Genomic DNA, 24,674 nt, shown 5'->3' on the forward strand with positions numbered 1-24,674 from the left:
TCACTTCTTCGGGGCTACATTCCAGAAATGCGGCCAGTAGGTTGGCGTATAACCCGAAACCCCATCCGCAACGCCGGAAAGCGCATTGAAATTACCGACCTTATAGAGCGGCGCGTCATCATAGATGACGGTCTGGATGCCTTCCCACGCCTTCTGCTTTGCTTCATCGCTCGTCGCATCCATATAGGTAGCGACAGCCTTGGCTTTCTGGTCCGACACGTACCAGCCCGGATAGCTATCCGTGATAGTGTTAATGGTCGTCGGATCGCCAGGGAAATTCGAATGGGTGATGAAGACGTCCCACTGCTTCGGGTCCGCACGGCGTGTCGTCAACGTAGCCCAATCGACAACCTGCATATCCACCTTGAAACCGGCTGCCTCAAGATAGGCTTTCGCCACCTCACCAATCTTGTAATGGAACTCATATTGACGGCTGGTCAAGAGCCGGATCGGCGTGCCGTCATATCCGGCCTCCTTCAGGAGCTTGGCTGCTGTTTCCGGATCACCTTCGCCATAACGGGCGACGCCTGCTTCAGTGTGCCAGAACGAACCTTCCGGGAAAATCGAGCTATCGACGCTGTAGAAGCGGTCATCGGAAAAGGCTGCGAGCATCATGTCTGACGCGTTGAGTGCAGCTTGCACCGCTTGACGCAGTTCCTTTTTGACGAGCGCGCCTTCCTTCATGTTGATATTCATGGAAGCCCAGCCGGAGTTCTTGAAGATGACCGGCTTCGCCTTGCCACTAGCCTCAACGCGCTCATAGGCGCTGACGGGAAGCGAATCTGCGAAATCAAACTGACCGGAAATCAGCCCCTCAACGCGTGTATTCGCATCGGGAACAGGCACAAAGCGCAGTTCCTTTGCGATGGCCTCGCGCTTGCCTGCATAGTTACTTGGCTCGCCTTCCGGGGATTTATAATCATCGAAACGTACGAGCTGCGTGTACTGATCCGGCCTGCGTTCCTTGAGCGCGTAGGGTCCGGTGCCGACGAACTTCGTCAGCGTATCGGCGATTGTCTCCGACGGGATAATAATCGACGCCTGCGAGAGCGTCGCGAGTAGCGGCGCATAACGCGACTTGAGCTTGATGATGATAGCATGGTCGCCGTCTTCAGTCAGGCTGTCCACGATGCCGGCAACCTGCTTGCCCTTGGAATTGATTTCCATCCATCGCTTCAAGGATGCAACGACGTCCTTGGAGTCAAAGTCGCTGCCGTCGTGGAACTTCACCCCTTCTCTCAGCGCAATCCGGTAAGTCAAACCATCTTCAGAGATTTTCGGCATATCAGCGGCGAGCAATGGAACCGATTTCCACTGTTCATCATAGGTGTAAAGTGTCTCAAAGATATGCTGATCAATCGTCAAAACGATATCGGTTGGGGTCTGCATCGCATCCAGCGTTGGCGGCTCGCCAATGGTCGCGATGGTGAGAATACCATCCGATGATTGCGCGAAAGCAATCGCGCTTGAACATAGAAGTGCTGCGGTGGTCGCAAGCAGGAAACGTTTCTTCATTGTAACTCCCCTTTTATAATTGAATGGACTGATGGTTCGCTGTTGTTAGTCCAGCCCCAGCGGATCGGCGACCCGTGGCCAGAGTTCCAGACTTGCTTTCCTGTATGGCGTGACTGCCGGATTGGTTGGATATGATGTCGGCGCCGCGATATAGACGATCTCCGATGCAATCGGCTGAAACCCGGCCTGAAAGTGATTGGTTGACTTCACGACCAGGAAATCCTTGTTGGCAAAGTCGATCCCAAGGTTAGTGAAAATATCCGGCTCATAGGTTTGGGATCGGCTGGTAATCAAAATGATATCGATCTGTGTTCCAACGGGACGGATCACCGCGACGCGCCCAAGATTGACCCGGCTGTTGCGGAAACTCTGCCAGCCTGCATCCGCCACCTTTTGTATGGTAACGCGCAAATCCAGCGGTTCCCCGCCCTGCCATGAAGATTTGCCACCGACGCGGATGTCCAGCTCAGCTTTCTCGCCAGCCGCATGACAAAAGGCGACGGCAACCGGATCCCAGATGGTGGCGACAGCAAAATTGTCGAGCTTGCGTTCAAACATACGGCGCAGAATATAGGTTGCGTCTCCTGCGACGCCGCCGCCCGGATTATCCCAGATATCGGAGATCACAACAGGACGCGACGGATCGCTGGCGCGTACGTCCAGCACACGGTCGAGACCCGTTTCTGTATCGAACATCTCCATGGCGGTGAGTTTGCGCATGCTGTACAATTCAAGACCCAGCTCGCGTGCGAGCTGGTCACCTTTGGCCTTGTCATTATCGGTAACGACAACGATCCGCGTTCCCATCTCCGGCGCATCACCGGCCATAAAACCATGGATCACGGAAACAGACAGAATGCCGTTCTTCCCTTGCATAGACACGAGGCGATCAACATAGGACCGCATTGGTTCGCGATTGGTGGGATAAATAGTGATCATGCGGCAATCGAAGGTCGAAATGACCGGCTTGATCTCGCCACGCAGCGTCCTGAGAGCCAGATCAACGACATGCTCTCCACGCTCTTCGAAATCCGTATGCGGAAACTCAAGGAACGTTGCCATGATATTAAGGTTGGCCACACGTTTTGCGGTCAGGTGACTGTGCGGATCGAATTCGGCAGCAACCAGAATATCAGGACCAACGATTGCGCGCACTCGTTCCAGAAAGTCCCCTTCCGGATCATCATAGCCCTGCGCCACCATCGCACCATGCAACCCCAGAACGACAGCATCCACAGGCAGTGCTGCATCCAGCTCTGCCAGAATTGTATCACGCAGCGTCTCATAGGTCTGGCGTTGAATGAGACCGGCAGGTTCAGCCCAGCAGGACGTGCCTTCAATAACCGTGAAACCTTCAGCTTTGCCGCGGCGTCGCAAGATAGGCACAACCGATGAACATAAAGTCGGTGTTTCCGGGTGCTCGCCCGGCCCGGCATAAAAAGCAGCCTTGAATGCATCCATGTCCGTTGGAACGGGGGAAAATGTATTCGTTTCCGTAGCCATCGAGGCTGTGAATATGCGCATGTGTTGGTTCCAGGTGCACGGGTTCAGCAAAGGACGTATTATTGGGAAATGATCACGCACACGATCTCACGATCACGCGTGCTGGCTTCAAGAGTGTTTCCATGTCCTGCACACAAGGAGCAGTTCACGCAGTCCAGCGACCCTGCCGGCACAACAATTGAAATCGGTCTATGAAAATGGTCTCCGCCTTGTGTTCGCCCTTTGATTATTTTCTGTAATTTATTTTCTTGATAATGCGTCGAATATTGGCTGTGTCAACCGGATATCGTGATCCAGACCCATCGCCAGGCTGATGAATGAAAATTTGTGAAATTGATTTTCACGTTGCAGTAGATATCTCTCAGCAAAGCCAAGTCGAAAATCCACATTCATTCAAGGCCTTTGGCGCCAGGAACAACGTGTCGAACGAGATAACTTTACTTATCAGATGAAAAAAGAGCCGGAAAATCCGGCTCTTTTTTCATAAGTTCTGTTCATTATTTTTGGAGTGCGCTGTCAATTCACACCACGAACAACACGTAACTCACCAAACGGTGCCACGCGCAGCAACATTTTCAACACGAGTCACCACGCCATTACGATGAAAAACCATCCTGTCGAAAAGGTTGCTGACGACACATGTGTGGTTCGGGATGACGCGGACAACGGCTCCTACCGGCGGAAATTCCTGTTTGCAGTCCGTCAGATCAACCACACCATGTTCTTCCGAAAGGGTGACAACCCGTGCGCCGTCAAACCCTTCGATGACGCCGTGATCCACAAAGCCCAGAAGATCCGATGTCAGGGCTTTGGAGCCGCAATCGAGAACCGCCCTGCCCGGCGCAGGCCTCGAAACCACAGTCGCCAGAATATGCATGGCAAGCTCGTCATGGGTGCAATGCCCTGCCCGAACCATGCTGCGGTCGTTGTAGACATAGGTACCGGCACGGTGTTCGGTCGCCGATGGCACAAGATGGGCGGAATAAAGGTCCGGTGAGCCGCCGTTGGAACGGATCGGACAATCTATTCCTTTCGAGGCAAGCTTTTCCATCGTCTCGACGATGAAACTCTCGACCCGCTCTGCCCCACCCGCCGCCGGATAAGTTAGAATCCCGGCAAAGCGTAAGCCCGGCTGCGCGGAGATCAATTCAGCCAGCGCCACTGCAGCATCAGGCGTCTGTACACCGCAACGCTTGCCGCCCGTATCACATTCCACCAGAACGGCGAGTGGCCGCTCGGTATTGAACGTCTCACCAAGTCCTTTTATCGTGACGTCACTGTCGACTGTCACTTTCAACCCACCAATTTTCTCATTGAGCGCTTTCAGCCGCGCAAGTTTCGCTGCACCCAGAATATTATAGGTGATGAGGATGTCATCGAAACCGGCCTCGGCAAAAACCTCCGCCTCCGTGATCTTCTGGCAGTTGATGCCTTTGGCTCCCGCTTCTACCTGTTGCTGTGCGACAGACGGAATCTTATGCGTCTTGATGTGCGGACGAAAAGCCTTCCCATGTTGCTCGAAGTAAGCCTGCGCGCGCGCAATGTTTGCAGTCATACGATCTTCATCGATGACCGGCATTGGGGTGGGGATGCTTTCAAGTGGCGTGCCTGCTTCTGGCCAGGGGAACGTCATAGAGTGCCTCTCTCGGATGTGCGACGCGATTTTCGATGGCGGTGTATATTATTTTCTTGATTGACCGCAATTGAGAGATAATCATTAATCAGAACGTAGAAAATTTCCATAGTTATGTAATTATTTTTCAGAGTATAAACTTGGCAGATCATCTGCCAAATGGAGTTTGCAACCCGACCGGAGATCCCATGGACGTCATTCACGCATTGTCGGACAAGGAAGGCAGGCTTTCCGGTCTTGAGAAAAAGCTCGCTGCTGTTGTGCTTGAAAATGTCGATTTCGTCGTCAATTCCTCCATTGGAGAGCTTGCTGAGAAAGCGGGCGTATCTCCGCCGACGGTAACGCGATTTTGCAGGCGGATCGGCTGCCAGGGTTATTCCGACTTCAAGGTACAGCTGGCCAAAATCACCTATGTCGGCTTGCGCTATCTGATGCCGGAGACGGAAACCAGCACGGTAGAAGAAGTAGCGGAAGACATTATCACCAAAGCGCAGAACGCGCTTTTTCAACTCCACCGCCAACTCGATCTGGTTGCCATGGAAAAGGCTGCCCATTTGCTGCGTGGGGCTGATTTTATTCAAGCCTTCGGTGCAACCGGCAACTCGGCCATGATCGCCAACGAACTCCACAACCGGTTGTTCCGCCTTGGATGTCGTATCAATGCATCAACCGATCACAGCATGAACCATATGCTTTCCGCTGCCGCCCAACCGGGAACAGTTGTCATTGGTTCATCCATCACGGGACGTGACCGTGATCTGGTGCATTGCATGGATTTGCTGCGCGCCCGCGCTATTCCCACCATTGCGATAACCCAGAGCAACTCTCCCGTTGCACAGGCTTCTGACTTGGTGATCACAATCGATCTTGATGAAGGCAAGAATATCTTTCGCCCCACATCCACCCGCTACGCCTATCTGGCGACTATCGATATCCTGGCAAACATGGTTGCCTATGCTGACCGTAGTCGCTCTGCTCATGTGCTCCGTCAGATCAAGGAGGAGCTTGTCCGGTCCCGCGACGGTGACGACAAACAGGTTCTGGGAGACTGATCTTTATAGTTCAGGCCGCATTTGTCATGCGGCCTGAGCAGTTGTTTGTGATGCGCCACCGGTGGTTAGCGCTGCGCTACCGGGCGAACCAACGGCGTTACACGACGGATGGTGACACGGCGGTTTTCCTGTTCCGGTCCATCAGTTTTGATCTTCAGGAACCGTTCGCCGTAACCCTGAGTAACGAGATTTTCAGCCGGAATATCATAGACTTCCGTCAGCAGGCTTGCGACTGACTCTGCGCGCTTGTCTGACAGAACGAGGTTCGACCGATCAGAGCCGACAGCATCCGTGTGACCTTCGATGAAGAAAGTTTCACCGGGGTCCTTGGCAAGTACTTTCTGCATGGCATCGGCCACTTTGCGCAGCGTCTTGGCCTGTGAAAGCGAGACTTCAGCGCTACCGGTCGCAAAGTGGATTGTGTCCAGATCAATACGACGCACCTTATCGCGCAGACGTGCCGAATGACGCACTTCATCAATCGTGTAGACGCGTTCAACACGCTCGACAGGTGGCATGGACAGGAAGTCATAGAAGTCACGATCACGGTCGTCTGTTACGTCGATGATGTAATCGCTGACAGGGATCGTGAGGCGCATCGGTGGCAGATCGTAACCAACATCGGCGATGGCGGCACGCCGCGTATCTTCATAGTCGGGGGCATAGACCATCAGATACTCGTTGCCATCGCGGTCGATACGGGAGCGCTGCACAACATCACCATAACGGTCATAAACAGTGACCACACGGTAGCCACCGGGACGCACAATCGTTTCGCGCATGCGGCCGCGTGGCAGCTCATCATAATAGGCTTCTTCGGCATTGTGGCGCAGACGTGGGCGGTCATCGCCGCGCACAAACATCCGGTCGCCGACATCCATAACAACGCGGTTGTCGACCTGCTCAAGCACCTTCACGTTGCTGACGTTGTTCGTCACATTGTTGACCGTCGTGTTATTGACGACCGTGTTGTTAACAACGGTGTTGTTCACGATATTTGTGGTTTCCGGGACAACGAAAGCCGGTGCTTCGTCGACACGCTTTCCCTTTTCCTTCAGATTGGCTTCAATCTTCTTGGGAAGATCGGCCTTGATCTGCTCTGGGATGGCGATCTGAGCGGATGCGTCGTCTGCGGGGGGCGGCGCTGAGGCTTCGGCTTCACGCTGCTGACCACGCTGCTTGCGACGTTGCTCTCGGGCCTGATTGCCACCGCTATTATCGGCATCCTTGTCGCTATCGAGAATGGCAGCGCCATTTTCGACCGGTAGAACCACCGTTTCGTCGGTCTTCGATGGATCTTTCGCGATTGCTTCCTTTTCGGCAGCTGAGCGCTTGTCCACGATTGCAGGCACAGGCTCTGGCTTCTTTTCAGCTTCCTGCGGCTGCTCCACTGGTTGCTGCTCTACCGACGACGGCTCGCGATTCTTCTTTCCATGCTGTTCTTTGACAGCTGGCTGTTCCGCAGGTTGAACGGGATTGACTTCACCAGTCTGCGGTTCGGTCGGCTGCACCGGAATAGGTGCAGATTCCGGCTGTGTCGCTGGCTTCTGTGCCTGTGCATCGTCGGCAGGAGCCGGCCTCTTCTTTGGCCGTTCCGCAGGCTCCTTGGCAGTCTCTTCCGATGCACCGTTTGCATCCGGCGCCTTCGCTGCTGGCTTCTTGTGAGCAGGAACCTGTTGTTCTGGTTCAGCATCACCCTTCGGTGCGTTTTCTTCCGATGCAGGCTTCTTCTCTTGGGCTTGGCGCTGCGTCTCTTGCTCTGCCGCCTTCTTTTGCTCGGCAGCCTGCTTTTCAGCTTCGTCGGCAGCAGCCTTGTCCTGCTTCTCAACCTTACGTTCCGCTGCTTCCTGCTCCGCCTTCTGCTGTGCGGCAGCTTCTTCCTCGGCCTTTTTCTGTTCAGCCGCCTGACGCTGCGTTTCCGCTTCAGCCGCCTTGCGTTCTTCAGCCTGTCTTGCAGCCTCGGCCTTTTCCGCCTGCTGCTTTTCTATTTCCTGGCGATGCGCTTCTTCCTGCTCGGCACGCTTGCGCTCTTCGGCTTGACGCTGCGCTTCCTCCTGTTCAGCCTGCTTCTGCTCCTCAGCATGAAGACGCCCCTGGCCTTCCTCAGAAGGACGCTCGCCCTCTGCCTGTGGTTGCTCAACGGGCTGTTCCTGAGGGGCTCGCTCTTCGCTGTTTTCCTGTGCCACTTGATAAGGCTGCGAAAGCATATCCGCGAAAGATGGCTGTGCGAAAACACAGACCGACATCACCGGTATCGCAACAGTGGCGCGAAGCTTGGAACGAATAGACATAAATCCTTCTCCTTCTGGAAGGCAGAACTGATAAGCAAAGGGCCTGCTTCCGATTCCGCGCATGCTGGAATGCGAATAGAGGCAAATTGCGGCAACTTCACAGAAGCGTTACCTGCGTGATCATGAACCGTTGCTGAATGAGGTTTTACGCGGATTCAACCTCAAGGAGCACGGTCCCTGCACGTGCCTTCAACGCGAGGAACCCTGTCCTAATGTGGCTTATTCATGGTCGTGAAATTGTGGGAGACTAGACTAGATGGAGGCAACAGACGACCGGCAAATGATCTCCAGCTCGAGCTTCAGGCAGAGGTCCGTTTTGCTTTTCCCGAATGGCCATTCCTCGCCATGCTTGCCGAAAAATTCTGCGCGATATCTGCAAGGGTGACGCCTTGTAATCGCGTCATGAGCAGCTGCTCTGCTTCATTGAAAACGCTTTTAAGCTTGTCGTTAACTGCTTGTTCTATAACACAACCGGGCATGTCATAGGCGGGGCCGACCGCGAAAATCGATGGCTCGCCAACGGCGCGATAAATGTCAAACAAGGTCAGTTGGTCCAGCGGTCGCGCCAGTGTCCAGCCACCGCCATGCCCCTTCTCGGAATGCACATAGCCCTCCTTACGTAGCCCAGCCATAGTGCGTCGGATCACCACCGGATTGGTATCCAGCATTGATGCGATTTCTTCTGAAGTCATGGCGCCGTCGTGGTGATCCATATGGATCAACACATGCAACATGCGGGAGAGCCGGCTATCCTGCCTCATATGTTTTCACTCTTTGTATCGGCCTGAAAAGACGAGCTTGATTATCGGGCATTTCTGGCCAGAAAGCAAATTGATACAAGTGAAGTTACATGACTATTGACTCTCTCATTTCATGTAACTTATGTTGTGTCATATACGATTAAGCACCGTTTTCGGAGTTCACAACGACAGTTTGACCAAGCTGCTTTGGCACGACTCCCTCAACGGCAATCAAGATGACCGGATAACAATCATGCAAAATTACGAGACCATTATCATCGGCGGCGGCCCCGCTGGACTTTCAGCAGCCCTCATTGCTGGCCGCGCACTGCGCAAAGTGCTCATCATCGATGGCGGAGAGCCCCGAAATCGAAAAGCGCCCGCCATGCACAGTTACCTGTCACGGGATGGTATCCTGCCGCAAGAATTTCGGAAGGTGTCGCGTGAAGAGCTATCACGCTATGAAACAGTGACCTATCGCGAAAGCCTTGCTCAGGCCATCCGGCCAACAGATGGAGGCTACTCAGTAGAGTTGGTCGATGGAGACGTTGTTTCTGCGCCCAAAATTCTCCTCGCCCTTGGTGTGACGGATCAGCTTCCGGCCATTGAAGGCCTTGCGGAAAACTGGGGCCGCGGTGTTCATCATTGCCCCTTCTGCGATGGCTTTGAGCATCGCGGCGAGCATTGGGGTGTACTTGCGGAAACAACAGCAATGCTGGATCACGCCGCGTTCTTCAAAAACTGGGCCGGTCGCCTGACCGTCTTCACCAATGGCGCTGACCTACCAGCCGAGAAACTGTCAGATCTGTCACGAGCAGAGATCAGTTTGGTAACAATGCCTATCAAAGAAGTTCTTAGCGGCGATGGTCACACCATCGGTGGAATAGTGCTCGAGGATGAACGTCGAGAAGATATCCAGTCGCTATGGATAAGACCACTTCAAAGCCAAACACCCATCGTCACGGGACTGGCACTCAATTTACGCGATGATGGGGGCCTGTGGCGCGATGAGATGAATGAGACTTCAATGAAGGGAGTCTATGCTGCGGGTGATTGCGCAGCTGGGCCAATGCAGCAGGCCATTCTTGCGGCAGCAGATGGCGCACGCACGATGTTCTCGATCATACACAGTCTTGTAACCGCGCATTGAAAGCGTGCAGCAACACAGGCGCGTTCGAATAAATTAAGCCCGAAGGCAACCTAACCGGATACCTTCGGGCTTGCAGAATGCCTTAGTGCTTAGTCCAGCACATAACAGGCTTTTCCTTTTCCAGGTGCCGGATCACCGAATGAATAATTGCCGCAATCGACCCCATCACGGAAAGTGCGCTCTATAAAGCGACCGTTTGCGCCATAGCGAACCCGTTTACGACCATAGAAGTCGCAATACCCGCCTTCCTTGGCGCAAGGCCTCCAGTCCCGGTCCCGGTCATCGTAACGATCTGGTCGGCCCCGACGATCGGGACGGTCGGGGCGACCGTCTCGGTAGTCACGGTCACGAACAACGAAAGAGCAGCTTTTCTTTTTGCCCGGTGCCGGGTCATCAAAAACACGGTTCGAGCACGTCACTTCCGGGCGATCGATGAAACGGGACGTGTTGCGCCCGCCTGTTCCATAGACAACTTCAGCCGGGTAAGGCAGTCGGCAAATGCCGCCCTCACTAGCACAACGCTGCAACTCTGCTGCGGAAGCGGTCGTTGCGAGCATCGGCGAAAGCATTGCCATCACGCCGCCGAGACAAAGCGATGCAACCGTCGTCTTAACTACAGATACCATTCTTGGTCCCTCCATATTACCGAACTATGCTTTAATTCCAGATGTTTGAATAGAGGATGAATGAAGTCAAACGTGCTGCATTTAAGATGATCATATTGCCAGATCGAGCGAACCGCTTACGGCACCAAAAACAGAAAAAGCCCCGCAAATGCGGGGCTATCCTGAAAAGACGAGAGCTCAGTTCGCTTAGCTCTTCGGGCTCAAATCCATAGAGAACCACTTTTCCGACATCTTGGCGAGCGTGCCATCTGCCCGCATTTCGCCCAGTGCCTTGTCGAGCTTGGCTTTCAGCTCCGGCTCTTCCTTGCGCAGGCCGATGCAGACATTGGTTGCCTGAATGCCACCAACCAGAAGCGGCCCGGTGATCTTCAGCCTGCCATTGCTCTTCTCAGCGCGGTCACGCGCGAAAACCACATTATCGTACTGACCGTCAACGCGGCCGGATTCGAGATCTAGCTTGACCTGTTCCGATCCCTTATAGGTGCGGACCTGAACGGCATCACCGAAGTTCTGTTCGACAAACTGCAACTGGCTGGTCGAAAGCGAAGCGCCAATTGTCTTGCCTTTCAACGCTTCCTTGAGATCAGCAATCGCCTTTTTGCCTTCCTCGGTATCCGTGGAAAGGCTTTCCCCCGTGTGCGGCAGATTGGCCAAAGGACCATCAGCTGGCACCAGGAACGTATTCGGCGTAATCACATAAGGATCGGAGAAGTCGATGACCTTGCGACGCTCCGGGTTTGGCCCCATCGTCAGTACTACGTCGAATTTACCAGCGAGTAGCGACGGAATCTGGCTGTCCCAATCCTGCGCAACAATATTGCATTCAAGCTCGGCGCGCTTGCAGACTTCCTTGATGACATCAAGGTCAAGGCCCTGAAGCTCTCCGCCCGGGCTTGTCAGGTTGAAAGGCGGAAAGGCGCCCTCGACACCAACGGTCACAGCTTTCCAGTCTTTCGCCAAAACGCTGCCGCTATAAAGCATCGACAAAGTGCAAAGGCCAATGGCCGCAATTTTCTTCAGCATAGTTCCCTCATGCTTATTTGTGTTTTCTATCTGCAATGCGGGCGGCGGTTACGCGCTTTTCTTTGCCCGGTTGCAAAGAGTTTGAACCCCCTGACCAGTGATGAAAAGCGGAATTTGGTTCATATATATGAACTTTGTTCTGCTCTATGAAAGCCGTACATGACCATCACGCGTAAACACACCCGGCCCGAAAATCGGGCCAAGGTTCGTTTCAGCTGCACCGTAAAGCTCTAACTATCAACCATTTAGCTTGGCATAGCGCGCAATATCCGCGTGGGTCGCAAACCATATATCCTTATGGGTGCGAATATGCGCAATCAGCTCTTTCAGTATCCAGATTCTCGAACGGTGCCCGATGATATCCGGATGCAAGGTCAGCTGGAAAATGCCGCCTTCTTCATAGGCTGCATCAAACTCCCGGAGAAATATCTGGAGAATATCGTGCGGTGCGATCTGCGGGCGCAACCCGCCCCATCTGTCCATGACGAGATAGGCTGCATCATCCCGAATCCACTCCACAGGCAGTTCGGTGACACCACACGGCTCGCCATTAAGCAAAAGCTCGTAACAATCTACATCCGCCATAAGCGATGAATCATAGATCAATCCCATTTCAGAGGTGATCTGCAATGTGTTGTCGCTGAAATCCCAGGACGGCGTACGAATGCCGACCGGGCGAACACCAGTGATCTTTTCCAGCACATCGGCAGCACGGTGTTGAAGATCGCGCTCTGTTTCACCGTCAAGCAATGTGTTGCGCTCGTGTATCCAGCCATGAAGGGCAATTTCGTGCCCCTCGCCGATCAGGGCGCGTTGTTCGTCAGGATAGTGCATGGCCGAAATGGCAGGCACGAAGAATGTGGCCGGGATGTCATCGCGGCGGAGAATTTCGCGGATACGCGGGATCCCATGCCTTGGGCCAAACTGCCCCTGCGACAAAGCCGAAATCGATTTTCCACCATCACGCAGTTCAAACGTGTCATGGTCTGAATCGAAGGACAAAGCGACGGCACATCGAGCGCCGCCTTGCCATGAAGACGGTTTGAAACTGCGGCCAGCGCGGGCGCGATTCATGATGGTCTGAAGCCGTTCTTCAGACCATGTCCAGGTTGGAACAGGCGCATCGGTTGTCATGATGTCGGCCCTCCACTGACCGATAATGTCTGCCCGGTGATCCAGCTCGCAAAGGGAGATGCGAGAAAGAGCACAGCATTCGAAATGTCTTCGGGCAGCCCGATACGACGCAACGGAATTTCGTTGATCATTGCGGCCTGCCCCTCATCACCATAGGAAGCCCACTGACGCTCATAGTCAGGGCTGGTGCGCAGAAAGCCGGGAGCAACTGCATTGACGTTGATCCCGAACGGTCCAAGCTCGTGCCCCAGCTGGCGGGCAAGACTGATCAGCGCAGCCTTTGCGCTTGCATAAGCCTGAATGCCCGTGAGGCTAACGCCAAGACCGGCACCACTGGAAATGAAGACCATTTTGCCCGTGCCCCGCCGCTTCATGGCGGGGACAAGTGCCCGGGCAACCAGAAATGCTCCGCGCACATTGATATCGTAGATGCGATCCCAATCGGCGGCCGGAACATTTTCCACCGGGCGCTTCTTCTGTCCGAGGACACCACCGGCAACATGGACGAAAATATCGAACCCACCATTGGCCTCTTCGACCGCCGCCAATGCGGCTATCGCGGCTTCATCAGTCACATCCAGATGCACGGTTCTGATCGAGCCGCCGCGCCCGGGCTGTGCCTCACGGGCCAATTCTGCCAGTTCATCATCCAGAACGTCTGTAGCAGTGACGATTGCACCGTCCGCAGCAAATGCCTCGCAGATAGCCCGTCCGATTCCCCTTGCCGCCCCGGTTACCAGGACCCGCTTTTCTTTGAATTCTATATCCATGTTATTGCTTGTCTGCTGTTGTTGGTTTGTATCCAAGGCGCGCGCTCAACTCCGCCGCGTGCTTGACGACAGCATCGACCATGCGCTGACGGCATGCGGTAAAGCGCGATGAGATGGTGGCCATATTGAGCGTTGCAATCACGTCGCCGCTGGCATCTAAAACCGGAGCAGCGACGCCAGACCCGCCGACAACCGCCTCTTCGTCACAGATTGCAAAGCCGTCCTCGCGGGCAGCTTCAATGATACGGCGTATCTGTACGCGATCGATCACGGTCTTATCCGTCAAAGGAACGATCCGCTCTTTGGCTAGATAGGTAGATGTCTTTTCCGGCTGCCAATGCGCCAGAAGAACCCGCCCCATTGCCGTGCAATAGGCAGGATCAGACCCTGTCAGATCGGAATCAAAGCGGACCGCCTGATGACTGACACTCTTGGCGAGGAGCTTAACCCGCCCATCCTTGCGGCGTGTGCCGAGAAAGACGGTTTCGCCTTCACTGTCACGCATGGCATCCATGATCGGCTGCGCCGTCGCGATCAGATAAGCATCGCTGCCGCTTGACCAGCCCGGCCCGTCACGAAACGCCTCGTGGATGCGATAAGACTCGGTATCGTCCCGCACGACATAGGCCCGAGCCACCAATGTAGCCAGCAGATTGAACGTGCTGCTTTTGGGATAACCAAGCTCAGCGACGATTGCCTTGAGCGTCACCGGCTTATGCGCACGACCGAGGAATTCAAGGATCTCGAGAACCCGAACGGCCGACTTAACTTCACCACTGTTTTCAATGTTCATATATGTGAACCAAATTCCTATTGTGGAATAATGTGGCAGACATACGATCAAGTGGCAATACAAAAAGGAGCGCATCTGGAAATGAACTCACAAAACAAGGTTGCCATTGTTACCGGCGGGGCAAGAGGCATCGGAAAGGCTTGCGCTCTCGATCTGGCGCGTGCGGGCTATGACATTGCGCTGGTTGATCTGCTGGAAGTGGAACTGGCGGCAACCGCAGCAGAAATCGAAGGCCTCGGCGTCAAGGCAATCTCCTGCGTGGCAGATGTTTCCAGCCACAAGCGGGCTGGTGAAGTCGTTGCGCAAACCGTTGAAACCTTTGGCCGTCTTGACTTTCTGCTCAACAATGCAGGCCGTTCTGCCCCGGTTGGCATTCTCGACATTTCGGAAGACGAGTTTGACCGCGCGATCGCCATCAACCTGAAAAGCTGCTTCAATTATATCCAGCATTCGGCGCCACATATGCTGAAACAGGGCGGCGGCCGCATTGTTTCCATGTCGTCGCTCAATGCACTTTCCGGTGGCGTGACCGCAGCCGTCAGCAGGTTTGCCTATGCCGCTGCAAAAGCCGGCATTCTCGGCATGACGCGCTCACTCGCCAAGGAACTCGGCCCGAATATCGCCGTCAATGCGATCTGCCCCGGCGTCATCCGCACCGAGATCGACACGAATGTTACCGAACGCGCCGATGAAGTCATCAAGGGCATCGCGCTCGGTCGCCTTGGCTGCGCTGACGATGTCGCGCGCCTTGTCACTTTCCTTGCCACGTCCGAACCGTGCTTCATCACCGGTCAGGCATTCACGGTTGATGGCTTTCAATTCAATGTTTGACATGAACGCAGAAGGGGGTAATCAGCACCACTTCAGATTACTCCCTTCGACGGGATTGCGCTGAAAAGCGCAATCCCGAACATAAGGGCCGACAATAACGGACCCCAATACAATGGGAGCCAGACGATGGAGGATCGAGCTATGGCGAAGAACCATCACGATATCTGGGATATTGTGGACGGCAAAAGTGCCGCTTATTTCGAACTCAGCGACACGGTTTGGGATCATCCCGAGACCAATTATGAAGAATATGAGTCCAGCGCTGCTCATGCTGCAATGCTTGAAGCCGAAGGATTTCGCGTCACGCGCGGCATCGCAGGACTGCCGACCGCCGTTATGGGCGAAGCAGGTGACGAAGGTCCGGTCATTGCCATTCTCGGTGAATTCGACGCCCTTCCCGGCTTGAGCCAGATCGCGGGCATTGCAGAAGAACAGCCTATTGAGGCAGGTGGGCACGGCCATGGCTGCGGTCATAATCTGCTTGGCGCCGGTTCACTTCTGGCGGCCGCCGCAGTGAAGCAATATCTGGAAACGCATGGAATCAAGGGCCGCGTGCGCTATTACGGCTGCCCGGCAGAAGAAGGCGGCTCGGCCAAGGGCTTCATGGTTCGTGAAGGCCTGTTTGACGATGTCGACATTGCCTTTTGCTGGCACCCGGCACCTTTCGCGGGCGTCAACGACCCTGTGTCACTGGCCTGCAACGAAATTAGCTTTCATTTCTCCGGTCGTGCGGCTCACGCCGCGTCCGCTCCCCATTTGGGGCGCAGCGCTCTCGACGCCGTTGAGCTGATGAATGTCGGCGTTAATTACATGCGCGAGCATATGCCATCAACGGCCCGCATTCACTACGCCGTAACGGATACGGGCGGTTTCGCACCCAATGTCGTGCAGGCCAAGGCGAGCGTTCGTTATCTGATCCGTGCGCTGAGCCTGCCCGTCATGCAGACCTTGCTTGAACGGGTCAAGAAAATTGCTGACGGCGCGGCGCTCATGACAGAAACGACGGTGCGCAGCGAAATCGTTAGCGGCGACGCCAATCTGATCGGCAACAAGCCGCTGGAACAGCTTATGCAGCGCGAGCTGGAGCGTCTGGGACCACCCGTGTTCGACGCTAAAGATCAGGAAATGGCACAGCGTTTTCAGGCCACGTTGACCAAGGAAGACATTTCTGACGCATTTCGCCGTTTCGGCGTCGAACCGAAGGAGGGCCTTGCCCTTTGTGAGGATGTTTATGAACCCTATAAGGGAGACAATTCGCTCGTTGGTTCGACAGACGTCGGCAGCGTGAGCTGGGTTGTCCCCACCGTGCAAATGCGTGGCGCTACCTGCGCTATTGGCACGCCGCTCCATTCGTGGCAAATGGTGGCGCAGGGTAAATTATCGACTGCTCATAAAGGAATGGCTCATGCCGCAAAGGTCATGGGAAGCACGGCCGTGGAACTGTTTTTGCATCCAGAACGGATTGTAGAAGCCAAACAGGACCACGTGAAAAGGCTGAATGGCGACGTTTTCGTCAATCCTATTCCCGACAGCGTGCAACCTGCCCTGCCCGTCGCAGCGAAATGAAAGACGGCCAATGCAGCCGCCGGAAAGTGAAATGAAGTTCAATCGCTCCTTCAAGAATTGGCCTGAAGCATCATGAAGGCTTTTTTCGATATTTTAAGCCTCGGCCCCGATGGCTGGGGCTATGTTCTCGTGATGGCGTCTCTGGTAACGGTCTCGCTGGCCGTCGTCGGCTTTCTGCTTGGCGCAACGATTGGTGTTTTTGCTGCATGGGCAAAGATTTCCGGCGGACGCACACTGCGCGGCATTGCTGATGGCTATACCACCATCATTCGCGGCATCCCCGATCTTCTGGTGATCTACCTGTTCTATTTTGGCGGCAGCGCCGCCATCACAGCGCTCGGCAAGTTCTTCGGCGCACAGGGTTTCATCGGCTTCCCAGCCTTTCTGGCTGGCGTTCTGGCAATTGGCATTTCCTGCGGCGCACATCATACGGAAGTGTTTCGTGGTGCGTTTCGAGCCGTCTCCAAGGGCGAACTTGAAGCTGCATCTGCCTGTGGCATGGGCCAGGCACTGAAGTTTCGCCGCATTATCGCGCCGTTGGCCCTGCGGCATGCGCTGCCCGGACTTGGCAATGTCTGGCAGGTTGCCCTGAAAGAATCTGCGCTGATATCCGTCGTTGGTGTGGTCGACATTCTGCGTCAGGCACAGATTGGCGCAGGCTCCACGGGCTTGCCCTTCAACTTCTTCCTGATCGCAGGCGCTCTCTATCTGCTGATTTCCTCCGTTTCCGGCGGCATCCTGCAAGCCGCTGAACGTCACTTCTCGCGCGGCGTCAGGAGGGCGAAATGAACCTTCAATTCTATACAGAATCCTTTCTGGCAATGATGGCCGGCGTGCCGCTGACACTTCAGCTTGCGGCCATCTCCATCGTGTGCGGTGCAATTCTTGCACTGTTCTTTGCCATGATGCGTCTGTCGGGAATAAGCGTCCTCGACTGGATTGCCCGGCTCTACGTCTTCGTGTTCCGCGGCACCCCGCTTCTGGTGCAGATCTTCATCATCTATTATGGCCTCAGCCAGTTTTCGACGATCCGCTATTCGTTCCTTTGGCCCGTTCTCCGTGAGCCATACTGGTGCGCGATCATCGCGCTGACGCTGAACAATGCAGCCTATGCCAGCGAGATCATTCGCGGCGGCCTCTTGTCGGTGCCGCACGGCCAGATCGAGGCGGCAAAAGCCTGTGGCATGTCGCGTTTCACCTGCTTCCGCAGAGTAGTGATGCCGCTTGCCATCCGTCAGGCGCTGCCCGGCTACGGCAATGAAATGATCTCGATGATCAAGGCGACCTCGCTTGCCTCCATCATCACGCTCATGGAAGTCACCGGCATTGCAGCCAAGCTCATTGCCGAAAGCTACCGCGTGATAGAGGTGTTCGTGATTGCGGGCGCCATCTATCTGGCTATCAATTTCGTTCTGACACGCTTGCTGCTGATCGCCGAATACAGGCTCACGCCCTATTTGCGCCAGCCAGCCGTCAGCATCTCCACCGAAGGAAAAACATCGTGAGTAAAGCCATCTCTCCTAACGCACCGGTGGCGCTAAAAGTCGAAAACCTGCGTAAAAGCTTTGGCGCGAATGAAGTGCTGAAGGGCATTTCGCTTGAAGCGCGCGAAGGCGAAGTCATTTCTATCCTCGGCTCTTCGGGGTCGGGAAAATCCACTTTGCTGCGCTGCATCAACCTTCTGGAAATTCCAACATCCGGCACCGTGACCGTTTCCGGTGAGACGATCCGGATGGCCAAGAGTTCCAAGGGCGAAGCCTATCCCGCCGACAAGAAGCAGGTCTCCCGGATTCGCTCTGAACTGGGCATGGTTTTTCAAAGCTTCAATCTGTGGTCGCACAAGACCATTCTTGAAAACATCATCGAAGCGCCGATCTATGTTCAGGGTCGACAGCGCACGGAATGCATTGCAGAGGCCGAAGCGCTACTCGCCAAGGTTGGCATCGCAGACAAGCGCGACTTCTACCCGTCGCATCTCTCCGGCGGCCAGCAACAGCGCGCAGCCATTGCTCGCGCGCTGGCGATGAAGCCAAAGGTCATGCTGTTTGACGAACCGACCTCCGCGCTTGATCCCGAACTCGTCGGCGAAGTGCTGCGCGTCATGCGCGGCTTGGCCGAAGAAGGCCGCACCATGCTTGTCGTCACCCACGAAATGGGTTTTGCACGCGACGTGTCGAACCGGGTCGTCTTCGTCCATCAAGGGCTCGTTGAAGAAGACGGTGCACCCGAAGATGTGTTCACAAACTCCAAATCAGAGCGTTTTCGCAAGTTTATCAGCCACGAAAACGCTGGCTGATTATTTCAAACGTCACTGATTTATGCCAAAAGACCGCTCAGCACTTAACTGCAGTAAGGTAATTAAGATGAAGACCAAGGGATTGTTCAAAGCCCTTCTCGTTTCGGCCCTCGTTGTCACCGCTGCTTCGGCCCATGCCGAAGAGAAGAAGTGGACCAAGATCACCATCGCAACTGAAGGCGCTTTCCGTCCGTATAATTTCACCAAGCCAGACGGCACGCTGGACGGCTATGAAATCGAACTGAGCAAAGACCTCTGCGCCCGCATGAAGGTTGAGTGCACCATGATTGCACAGCCTTTCGACGGCATCATCCCGGCCTTGAATGCAGGCAAGTTCGACGCAATCATGGCTGGCCTTACCGCTACGCCGAAGCGCGAAGAAACCATCGACTTTTCCGTCTCTTATGGCTTGACCCCGCAGACCTTCGCCACGCTGAAGGATAGCCCATTCGCCAAGCTGCCGCATACGGGCGAAACGCTCTATCTGGCCAAGGATGAAGCCGCTGCTCAGAAGGCAATTGACGACGTCAAGGCTGAAATCAAGGGCCGCACCATCGGTGTACAGACTGCCTCGCTCGGCCTGTCGCTGCTCGACAAGTATTTCAAGGATTCTGCCGATATCCGCGAATACAAGACCACCGATCAGCATGACCTCGACCTCAAGTCGGGCCGCGTCGATCTCGTCGTCGCTTCGCTGGCTTATCTCAGCGATGCCGCAAAGAAGCCGGGCAACGAAGATATCGTCATGACCGGTCCTTTCTTTAAGGGCGGCATTCTGGGTCGCGGCGTTGCTGTTGGTCTTCGCAAGAACGAACCTGAACTTCAGAAGATGTTCAATGAAGCCATCGAAGCCGCCAAGGCTGATGGCACCATCAAGCGCCTCTCCGAAAAGTGGTTCGGCTTCGACGTGACGCCGTAATCGGTTCAATAGCAATATTATGAAAAGGCCGCCTCAAGGGCGGCCTTTTTTATGTCATGACGCCGCTTGATCAGGCGCCGTATTTCGACTCCACCGGCCACACTGACTGGAGCTTTTCGCCACCCAGAATGCGGTCTCGGGCCGAAGCTTCATTTGCGCCCAGCTTGTCGGCCTGATCAGCGACTGCCGCAACCATGGCCTTGGGGATGACAACAACGCCATCGATATCCGCGAAGATGACGTCGCCCGGCATGATCTTCACGCCGGTGATTTCGATTGGAACTTGCGAGAGCTTCGGCTCCATCTTGCCGGATACCGAAACCGGAGACCGTGCACGACCGAAAAGCGGATAGCCGAGATGGCGAACCTGCGCGATATCACGCACCGTTCCGTTGACGATCGTAGCCGCAGCGCCCCGCGTTTTCGCGCCAGTGCTCATCAGCTCTCCCGAGCAGGAACCCTGCGCGCAAGATGCATCGACGACAACAATGCCACCTTTAGGCGCGTTGTCGATGGCGTTGTGATAGACATCCTGCGGCTGATTGCGACGTTCGCTTGGCGCAAACTGCACCGTGACTGCGGGACCGCAGACCACTTCGCCCGGCTTCAATTCACCCTGTAACGATATACCGTCCAGATAACCCCAGCCGCCGAGTTGTTCCAGGCTGTCATGGACATCGCCGGAATACCATTTCGAAAGACGCTCGATCGAGGCCCAGTCTGTATCGGAATAATCGAAGTTGCTCATTTGGTTTTGACCTTGTTCTTAAGATTTGAATTGTCCAGCGCCACCTTGAGATAACGCGAACTTTCATCGATCTGTCTGCGAATGGATTGCCGGGCGGTCTCGGGTTCTCTGGCCTTGATGAGGTTGTAAATTTCCTCGTGCTCCGCAAACCCGTCCTCCAGCGATTTGTTCGGCACGCGGCTCGTGACCCGGATGACGTCGATGATAATCGAGAAAAGATTGTCATAGACGACATTGAGGATCTCGTTGCCCACGGAATGCACGAGCCCGAGATGGAAAGCGGCGTCACTGTCGGTAAAACGAGCCATGTCATTGGCGTCAGCCGCAGCCCGCATACTGGCAAGAGCCTCATCAACTTCCGGCGTCATCACCAAGTCTTCCGAACTCAGTCGCGTCACGACTTCAGTCTCGATGATCCGGCGCACATCCATCAACTGGACGAGATAGTCCGAATTGTTGGCAAAGAGCTGTTTGACAGTCGTTGCAAGCGAACCGAGAAATTCTCCGACATCATCACGCACAACAAGCGCTCTTTCACCGTGTTTGCGGCGAACGAGACCCTTTGTTTCGAGAATTTGAAGCGCTTCACGAACAGATCGCGTGCTTACATTGAATTCACGCGCCATTGCGGCTTCGGCAGGCAGACGATCGCCAATCTTGAGTTTGCCGGAAAGAATTTGTGCTTCCAGCGCCTCAACGACGGAGACGTGCAACTTGTCACGATCAGGTAACGCGCGCCTCGTCAGATATCGATTGTCTGCCTGTTCTGTCACCATGCCGTAAAGCCTCCATCGACGACGACATTCGAGCCTGTCATATATGACGAGGCATCGGATGCCAGAAACTGTATCACGCCATTATATTCATCGATCTCTGCTTGTCGGTTCATCGGTACGCGTTCGAGAAACGCATCCACAAATTCCTTGTCGAAGTTTGCGGTTTTCACGCCACCGAACGAAATCAGGTTCACCCGGACATTCTTGGTTCCCCAATAGGTGCCAAGATAGCGGGTCAAGTTGACAAGGCCGGATTTGGAAGCCGCATAGGAGACGGCCTTGATGAAGGGCTCGCCATCTCGTGCCTCGCGATACGCATAGAGCGCCTGATTGGGCGACACGATGCCGTAGATCGAACCGACATTGATGATGCTGCCGCGTCTGGCATCGGCCATCTTCGAGCCGATCACCTGACAGCACAGCATCACACCCGTCAGATTGGTCTCGATGATCTCGTTCCAGTATTTCTGCGGGTAGATTTCAAATGGGCTGTTCTGGTCTGCCGAACCCGAGGGCTTTGAATCGATACCTGCATTATTGACCAGAATATGCGGTACGCCCCAATCGGCGATGAGCTGTTCGGTTGCCTGCTCAAGGCTGGCCTTGTCCGTAACACTCGCGACATAAACGCGAATGTTCTTCGTTAAGCCCGGAAACTTCGCTTCAAGATCGGCAGCGTCGATTGCCCGGCGACTGAAGATCGCGACCTTGGCGCCAGATTCCGCGAGCGATTTGCTGAACTGCGTTCCAAGCTGCCCCAACCCGCCGGTCACAATGGCAATCTTGTCTCTTACACTGAACTTGTCTGTCATCATTTCGTTCCTGCACCTTAGAACTCGTTTCGATCTGATCGGACCAGATCGGCGCTCTAAATGTTTGTTTTAACGCGCATCTTTTCCGAAAGCCGTTTTCACTCTTTTCGGGATGCGCTCTCATCTACTGGTTTCGGGATCGTCCAAGTTCTCAAGAGCAAGGTTCCGTTCCATCAGTATCCAGACCAACGCCGTGGCGGGTCGAGGTTCTCACCGCCCCGCCACGACAGCTTCGTCACGACCGAGGCAAATCACTGGCCAGCAGCTTCTGCGGGTCCAGACGAGCGCCGTGGTATTTTTCGTAAATGTCGATCAACTTACCATTGTCGAGATTGGTCTTGATCCAGGCGTCAATCCACTCCTTGAGCTTTGGCTCGTTCTTGCGAAGCGCAATGCCGAGCGGATAAGCCTTAGCGACAAATTTCTCTTCGAGGTCGAGCTTGGGATTGGCCTTGATCAACTCGGTCAGAAGCGGGCGGGACGTTGCATAGATTGCAATCTGGCCGCTGGTGACTGCCGCGCTCGATGTTGGGTCATCTTCAAACCGCACGATCTGAACGCCGGAAACATCCGCCGTCTTTTCCGTCAGATTGGTATCGTTGACCGTGCCGCGTGTGACGGCGACCGACGCATTTGCCAGATCCGCATAGGACTTGACGTTTGCTTCCTTGGGAGCTGCAACGACGATTGCGGTTTCAGCATAAGGAATGCTGAAATCCACCACCTCAAGCCGCTCCTTTGTTATCGACAGCGTCGACACGGCCAGATCCGCCTTACCCGAAACCAGGAAAGGAATACGCCCCGAGGTTGGAACCGTCAGGAACTCAATATCCACGCCCATGTCTTTGGCCAGCAACTGCGCCGTTTCGACTTCGGAGCCTGTTGGCTGGAACTTCGCATCGCGCATCGCATAAGGCGGGTTGCCCAGATCAATAGCGACTTGCAGCTTGCCACGCTGGCGGATCGTATCCAGCTGATCGGCAAAGGACGGCTGCGCCATCATGGCAGCCATGCCGATGCCAAGGCCCATCATCGCCAGAAATTTTCTCTTGTTCAGAATAGTCATATTTCCTCCTCCTGTTGTTGATGGTGTCGCTCCTCATCGACACCACATGCTTTGATTGGATGGTTAGTGATGCGCGCCAACAAAGCTGCGCAATTCAGGTGTTCGCGGGCTGGCCAGAATTGCCGGCCCACCCTGCTCGCAAATCAGGCCCTGATGCATGAAGACAACCTTGTCCGCCACACGCTTGGCAAAATCCATTTCGTGGGTGACGAGCAGCATTGTCATGCCATTTCTGGCAAGATCTTCGATGACCTTTAGCACTTCGCCGGTCAGTTCCGGATCGAGCGCCGAGGTAACCTCGTCAAACAGCATAACCTTCGGCTTCATGGCCAATGATCGGGCAATGGCCACGCGCTGCTGTTGACCGCCGGACAATTGTTCGGGATAGGAATCGATCTTTTCCGCCAGTCCAACCTGCCGCAGAACCCTCTCGGCTATTTCCCGCGCCGCTGGTCTTGTCAGTTTCTTGACCCAGCGCAGCGCCAGAGTGATGTTTTGTTCAACCGTCAGATGGGGAAACAGATTGTAGCTCTGGAAGACAATGCCAACATCCTGTCGGAGCGCGCGCAGATTGATATGGGGATCACTGACACGGTGATCGCAAACCCAGATATCCCCGCTATTGACTGTTTCGAGCCGGTCGACACAGCGAAGCGCTGTGCTTTTGCCGGAACCACTTCGGCCGATCAGAGCAACAACCTGCCCCTTCTCAATTTCGAGATTGATACCTCTGAGCACCGGCAGCGAGCCATAGCTTTTATGAACGTCAACAAACTTAACGACGGCTGACACTGTACATCCTCTCGAATTTCCGGCTGGCCGCTGAGAGCGGGAAGCAAATGCAAAAGTAGAAGAATGCGATCACGAGATAGGTCGTGAAGGGCTGGAACGTCGAAGCGTTGATTTCCTTGCCGATATAGGTCATCTCGGCCATGCCGATGATCGATGCGAGCGACGTGTTCTTGACGATCTGAACCATGAAGCCGACTGTTGGCGGCGTCGCGATGCGAATGGCCTGGGGCATGATGACGAGGAACAGCCCCTGCAATCCAGTCAGGGCCAAGCAGTCGGATGCTTCCCACTGCGTACGCGGCACGGATTGCAGACTGCCCCGCCAGATAGCGCCAAGGAAGGCGCTGGCGAAGATCGTCATCGCAACGCTAGCCGCAAAAAGCGACGAAACTTCAATGCCGAAGACCGGCAAACCGAAGTAAACGATGAACATCAGGATCAGAACCGGTGTGCCCTGCACCAGAACGATATAACCATCGACCAGAGCAACCAGAGCCTTGTTCTTCGCTATTCCAGCCAGCGCCACGGCAAAGCCAAGCAGGCCGCCGAATATGAAGGCGATGATCGAAAGCAGAACCGTCCAGACCAAGCCTTGAAGCAGAACTTCGATATGAATCCAGGAGAAATTCGTAAACATC

At 54.8% G+C, this 24,674-nt stretch carries 24 protein-coding genes; 8 read left to right on the forward strand and 16 right to left on the reverse strand.

All coding sequences use genetic code 11. From position 1 onward, the window contains the following. The 3 genes from ACTJKP_RS10145 to ACTJKP_RS10155 form a co-directional block, all read right to left on the reverse strand. A complete protein-coding gene (locus ACTJKP_RS10145) occupies positions 1 to 1,515 on the reverse strand; it encodes an ABC transporter substrate-binding protein (protein ID WP_440630543.1) in 1,515 nt (504 codons plus the stop codon). Positions 1,516 to 1,560: 45 nt separating this feature from the next. Further along, positions 1,561 to 3,039, reverse strand: coding sequence for a M81 family metallopeptidase (locus ACTJKP_RS10150; RefSeq protein WP_440630544.1), 1,479 nt, complete (start codon positions 3,037 to 3,039; stop codon positions 1,561 to 1,563). 523 nt (positions 3,040 to 3,562) lie between these two features. Further along, a complete protein-coding gene (locus tag ACTJKP_RS10155) occupies positions 3,563 to 4,651 on the reverse strand; it encodes a D-TA family PLP-dependent enzyme (RefSeq protein WP_440630545.1) in 1,089 nt (362 codons plus the stop codon). 188 nt (positions 4,652 to 4,839) lie between these two features. On the opposite strand from ACTJKP_RS10155, the gene ACTJKP_RS10160 reads away from it, so the two are divergent. Then, positions 4,840 to 5,703 (forward strand): MurR/RpiR family transcriptional regulator, encoded by an 864-nt coding sequence (locus ACTJKP_RS10160; RefSeq protein ID WP_440630546.1) that lies wholly within the window; start codon positions 4,840 to 4,842, stop codon positions 5,701 to 5,703. 65 nt (positions 5,704 to 5,768) lie between these two features. On the opposite strand, the gene ACTJKP_RS10165 is transcribed toward ACTJKP_RS10160, so the two are convergent. After that, complete coding sequence (locus tag ACTJKP_RS10165; protein WP_440630547.1) at positions 5,769 to 7,994, reverse strand: OmpA family protein; 2,226 nt, start codon at positions 7,992 to 7,994, stop codon at positions 5,769 to 5,771. A gap of 299 nt (positions 7,995 to 8,293) precedes the next feature. Next, complete coding sequence (locus ACTJKP_RS10170) at positions 8,294 to 8,755, reverse strand: Rrf2 family transcriptional regulator (RefSeq protein WP_113534241.1); 462 nt, start codon at positions 8,753 to 8,755, stop codon at positions 8,294 to 8,296. A gap of 172 nt (positions 8,756 to 8,927) precedes the next feature. On the opposite strand from ACTJKP_RS10170, the gene ACTJKP_RS10175 reads away from it, so the two are divergent. Then, positions 8,928 to 9,884 carry an NAD(P)/FAD-dependent oxidoreductase gene (locus ACTJKP_RS10175; protein WP_440630548.1) on the forward strand — a complete coding sequence of 319 codons (957 nt, stop codon included), beginning with the start codon at positions 8,928 to 8,930 and terminating at the stop codon, positions 9,882 to 9,884. 89 nt (positions 9,885 to 9,973) lie between these two features. On the opposite strand, the gene ACTJKP_RS10180 is transcribed toward ACTJKP_RS10175, so the two are convergent. The 5 genes from ACTJKP_RS10180 to ACTJKP_RS10200 all read right to left on the reverse strand — a co-directional run bounded on the left by ACTJKP_RS10180 (position 9,974) and on the right by ACTJKP_RS10200 (position 14,230). Further along, complete coding sequence (locus ACTJKP_RS10180) at positions 9,974 to 10,510, reverse strand: hypothetical protein (RefSeq protein ID WP_440630549.1); 537 nt, start codon at positions 10,508 to 10,510, stop codon at positions 9,974 to 9,976. 186 nt (positions 10,511 to 10,696) lie between these two features. Next, positions 10,697 to 11,533, reverse strand: coding sequence for a transporter substrate-binding domain-containing protein (locus ACTJKP_RS10185; protein WP_113534238.1), 837 nt, complete (start codon positions 11,531 to 11,533; stop codon positions 10,697 to 10,699). A gap of 237 nt (positions 11,534 to 11,770) precedes the next feature. Further along, positions 11,771 to 12,667 (reverse strand): polysaccharide deacetylase family protein, encoded by an 897-nt coding sequence (locus tag ACTJKP_RS10190; RefSeq protein WP_440630550.1) that lies wholly within the window; start codon positions 12,665 to 12,667, stop codon positions 11,771 to 11,773. Next, positions 12,664 to 13,437 (reverse strand): SDR family NAD(P)-dependent oxidoreductase, encoded by a 774-nt coding sequence (locus ACTJKP_RS10195; RefSeq protein WP_078337153.1) that lies wholly within the window; start codon positions 13,435 to 13,437, stop codon positions 12,664 to 12,666. Before ACTJKP_RS10195 ends, ACTJKP_RS10190 begins: the two co-directional genes overlap by 4 nt. A 1-nt stretch (position 13,438) precedes the next feature. Further along, positions 13,439 to 14,230 carry an IclR family transcriptional regulator gene (locus tag ACTJKP_RS10200; RefSeq protein ID WP_440630551.1) on the reverse strand — a complete coding sequence of 264 codons (792 nt, stop codon included), beginning with the start codon at positions 14,228 to 14,230 and terminating at the stop codon, positions 13,439 to 13,441. Between the two features lie 81 nt (positions 14,231 to 14,311). Between ACTJKP_RS10200 and ACTJKP_RS10205 the strand changes: the two genes are divergently transcribed. The 6 genes from ACTJKP_RS10205 to ACTJKP_RS10230 all read left to right on the forward strand — a co-directional run bounded on the left by ACTJKP_RS10205 (position 14,312) and on the right by ACTJKP_RS10230 (position 19,842). Next, a complete protein-coding gene (locus tag ACTJKP_RS10205; RefSeq protein WP_109366426.1) occupies positions 14,312 to 15,061 on the forward strand; it encodes an SDR family NAD(P)-dependent oxidoreductase in 750 nt (249 codons plus the stop codon). A gap of 126 nt (positions 15,062 to 15,187) precedes the next feature. Continuing rightward, complete coding sequence (locus ACTJKP_RS10210) at positions 15,188 to 16,627, forward strand: M20 family metallopeptidase (RefSeq protein ID WP_078337155.1); 1,440 nt, start codon at positions 15,188 to 15,190, stop codon at positions 16,625 to 16,627. A 72-nt stretch (positions 16,628 to 16,699) separates the two neighbouring features. Then, positions 16,700 to 17,416, forward strand: a complete 717-nt coding sequence (locus tag ACTJKP_RS10215) for an ABC transporter permease (protein WP_440630552.1) — start codon at positions 16,700 to 16,702, stop codon at positions 17,414 to 17,416. After that, the gene (locus tag ACTJKP_RS10220) at positions 17,413 to 18,132 is read left to right on the forward strand and encodes an ABC transporter permease (RefSeq protein ID WP_440630554.1); all 720 of its coding nucleotides are present in this window, start codon (positions 17,413 to 17,415) and stop codon (positions 18,130 to 18,132) included. Before ACTJKP_RS10215 ends, ACTJKP_RS10220 begins: the two co-directional genes overlap by 4 nt. Then, positions 18,129 to 18,923: an ABC transporter ATP-binding protein gene (locus tag ACTJKP_RS10225; protein ID WP_440630555.1), complete on the forward strand. Its 795-nt coding sequence runs from the start codon at positions 18,129 to 18,131 to the stop codon at positions 18,921 to 18,923. The genes ACTJKP_RS10220 and ACTJKP_RS10225 overlap by 4 nt, the downstream gene beginning before the upstream one ends. Positions 18,924 to 18,990: 67 nt before the next feature. Then, positions 18,991 to 19,842, forward strand: coding sequence for a transporter substrate-binding domain-containing protein (locus ACTJKP_RS10230; protein WP_078337159.1), 852 nt, complete (start codon positions 18,991 to 18,993; stop codon positions 19,840 to 19,842). Between the two features lie 70 nt (positions 19,843 to 19,912). Here ACTJKP_RS10230 and ACTJKP_RS10235 read toward each other — a convergent pair whose 3' ends face one another. The 6 genes from ACTJKP_RS10235 to ACTJKP_RS10260 form a co-directional block, all read right to left on the reverse strand. Then, entirely contained in the window at positions 19,913 to 20,590 is a 678-nt protein-coding gene (locus ACTJKP_RS10235) for an RraA family protein (RefSeq protein ID WP_078337160.1), read from the reverse strand. Continuing rightward, positions 20,587 to 21,366, reverse strand: a complete 780-nt coding sequence (locus ACTJKP_RS10240) for a FadR/GntR family transcriptional regulator (protein WP_078337161.1) — start codon at positions 21,364 to 21,366, stop codon at positions 20,587 to 20,589. Before ACTJKP_RS10240 ends, ACTJKP_RS10235 begins: the two co-directional genes overlap by 4 nt. Next, positions 21,360 to 22,178 (reverse strand): SDR family oxidoreductase, encoded by an 819-nt coding sequence (locus ACTJKP_RS10245; protein WP_078337475.1) that lies wholly within the window; start codon positions 22,176 to 22,178, stop codon positions 21,360 to 21,362. The genes ACTJKP_RS10240 and ACTJKP_RS10245 overlap by 7 nt, the downstream gene beginning before the upstream one ends. Before the next feature lie 235 nt (positions 22,179 to 22,413). After that, complete coding sequence (locus ACTJKP_RS10250; RefSeq protein ID WP_182521494.1) at positions 22,414 to 23,244, reverse strand: transporter substrate-binding domain-containing protein; 831 nt, start codon at positions 23,242 to 23,244, stop codon at positions 22,414 to 22,416. 63 nt (positions 23,245 to 23,307) lie between these two features. After that, positions 23,308 to 24,036, reverse strand: a complete 729-nt coding sequence (locus ACTJKP_RS10255; protein ID WP_440630556.1) for an amino acid ABC transporter ATP-binding protein — start codon at positions 24,034 to 24,036, stop codon at positions 23,308 to 23,310. After that, a complete protein-coding gene (locus ACTJKP_RS10260; RefSeq protein ID WP_078337164.1) occupies positions 24,020 to 24,673 on the reverse strand; it encodes an amino acid ABC transporter permease in 654 nt (217 codons plus the stop codon). Before ACTJKP_RS10260 ends, ACTJKP_RS10255 begins: the two co-directional genes overlap by 17 nt. Position 24,674: the final 1 nt, after the last annotated feature.

Source organism: Brucella sp. 22210 (assembly GCF_052045675.1).
GTDB lineage: Bacteria > Pseudomonadota > Alphaproteobacteria > Rhizobiales > Rhizobiaceae > Brucella.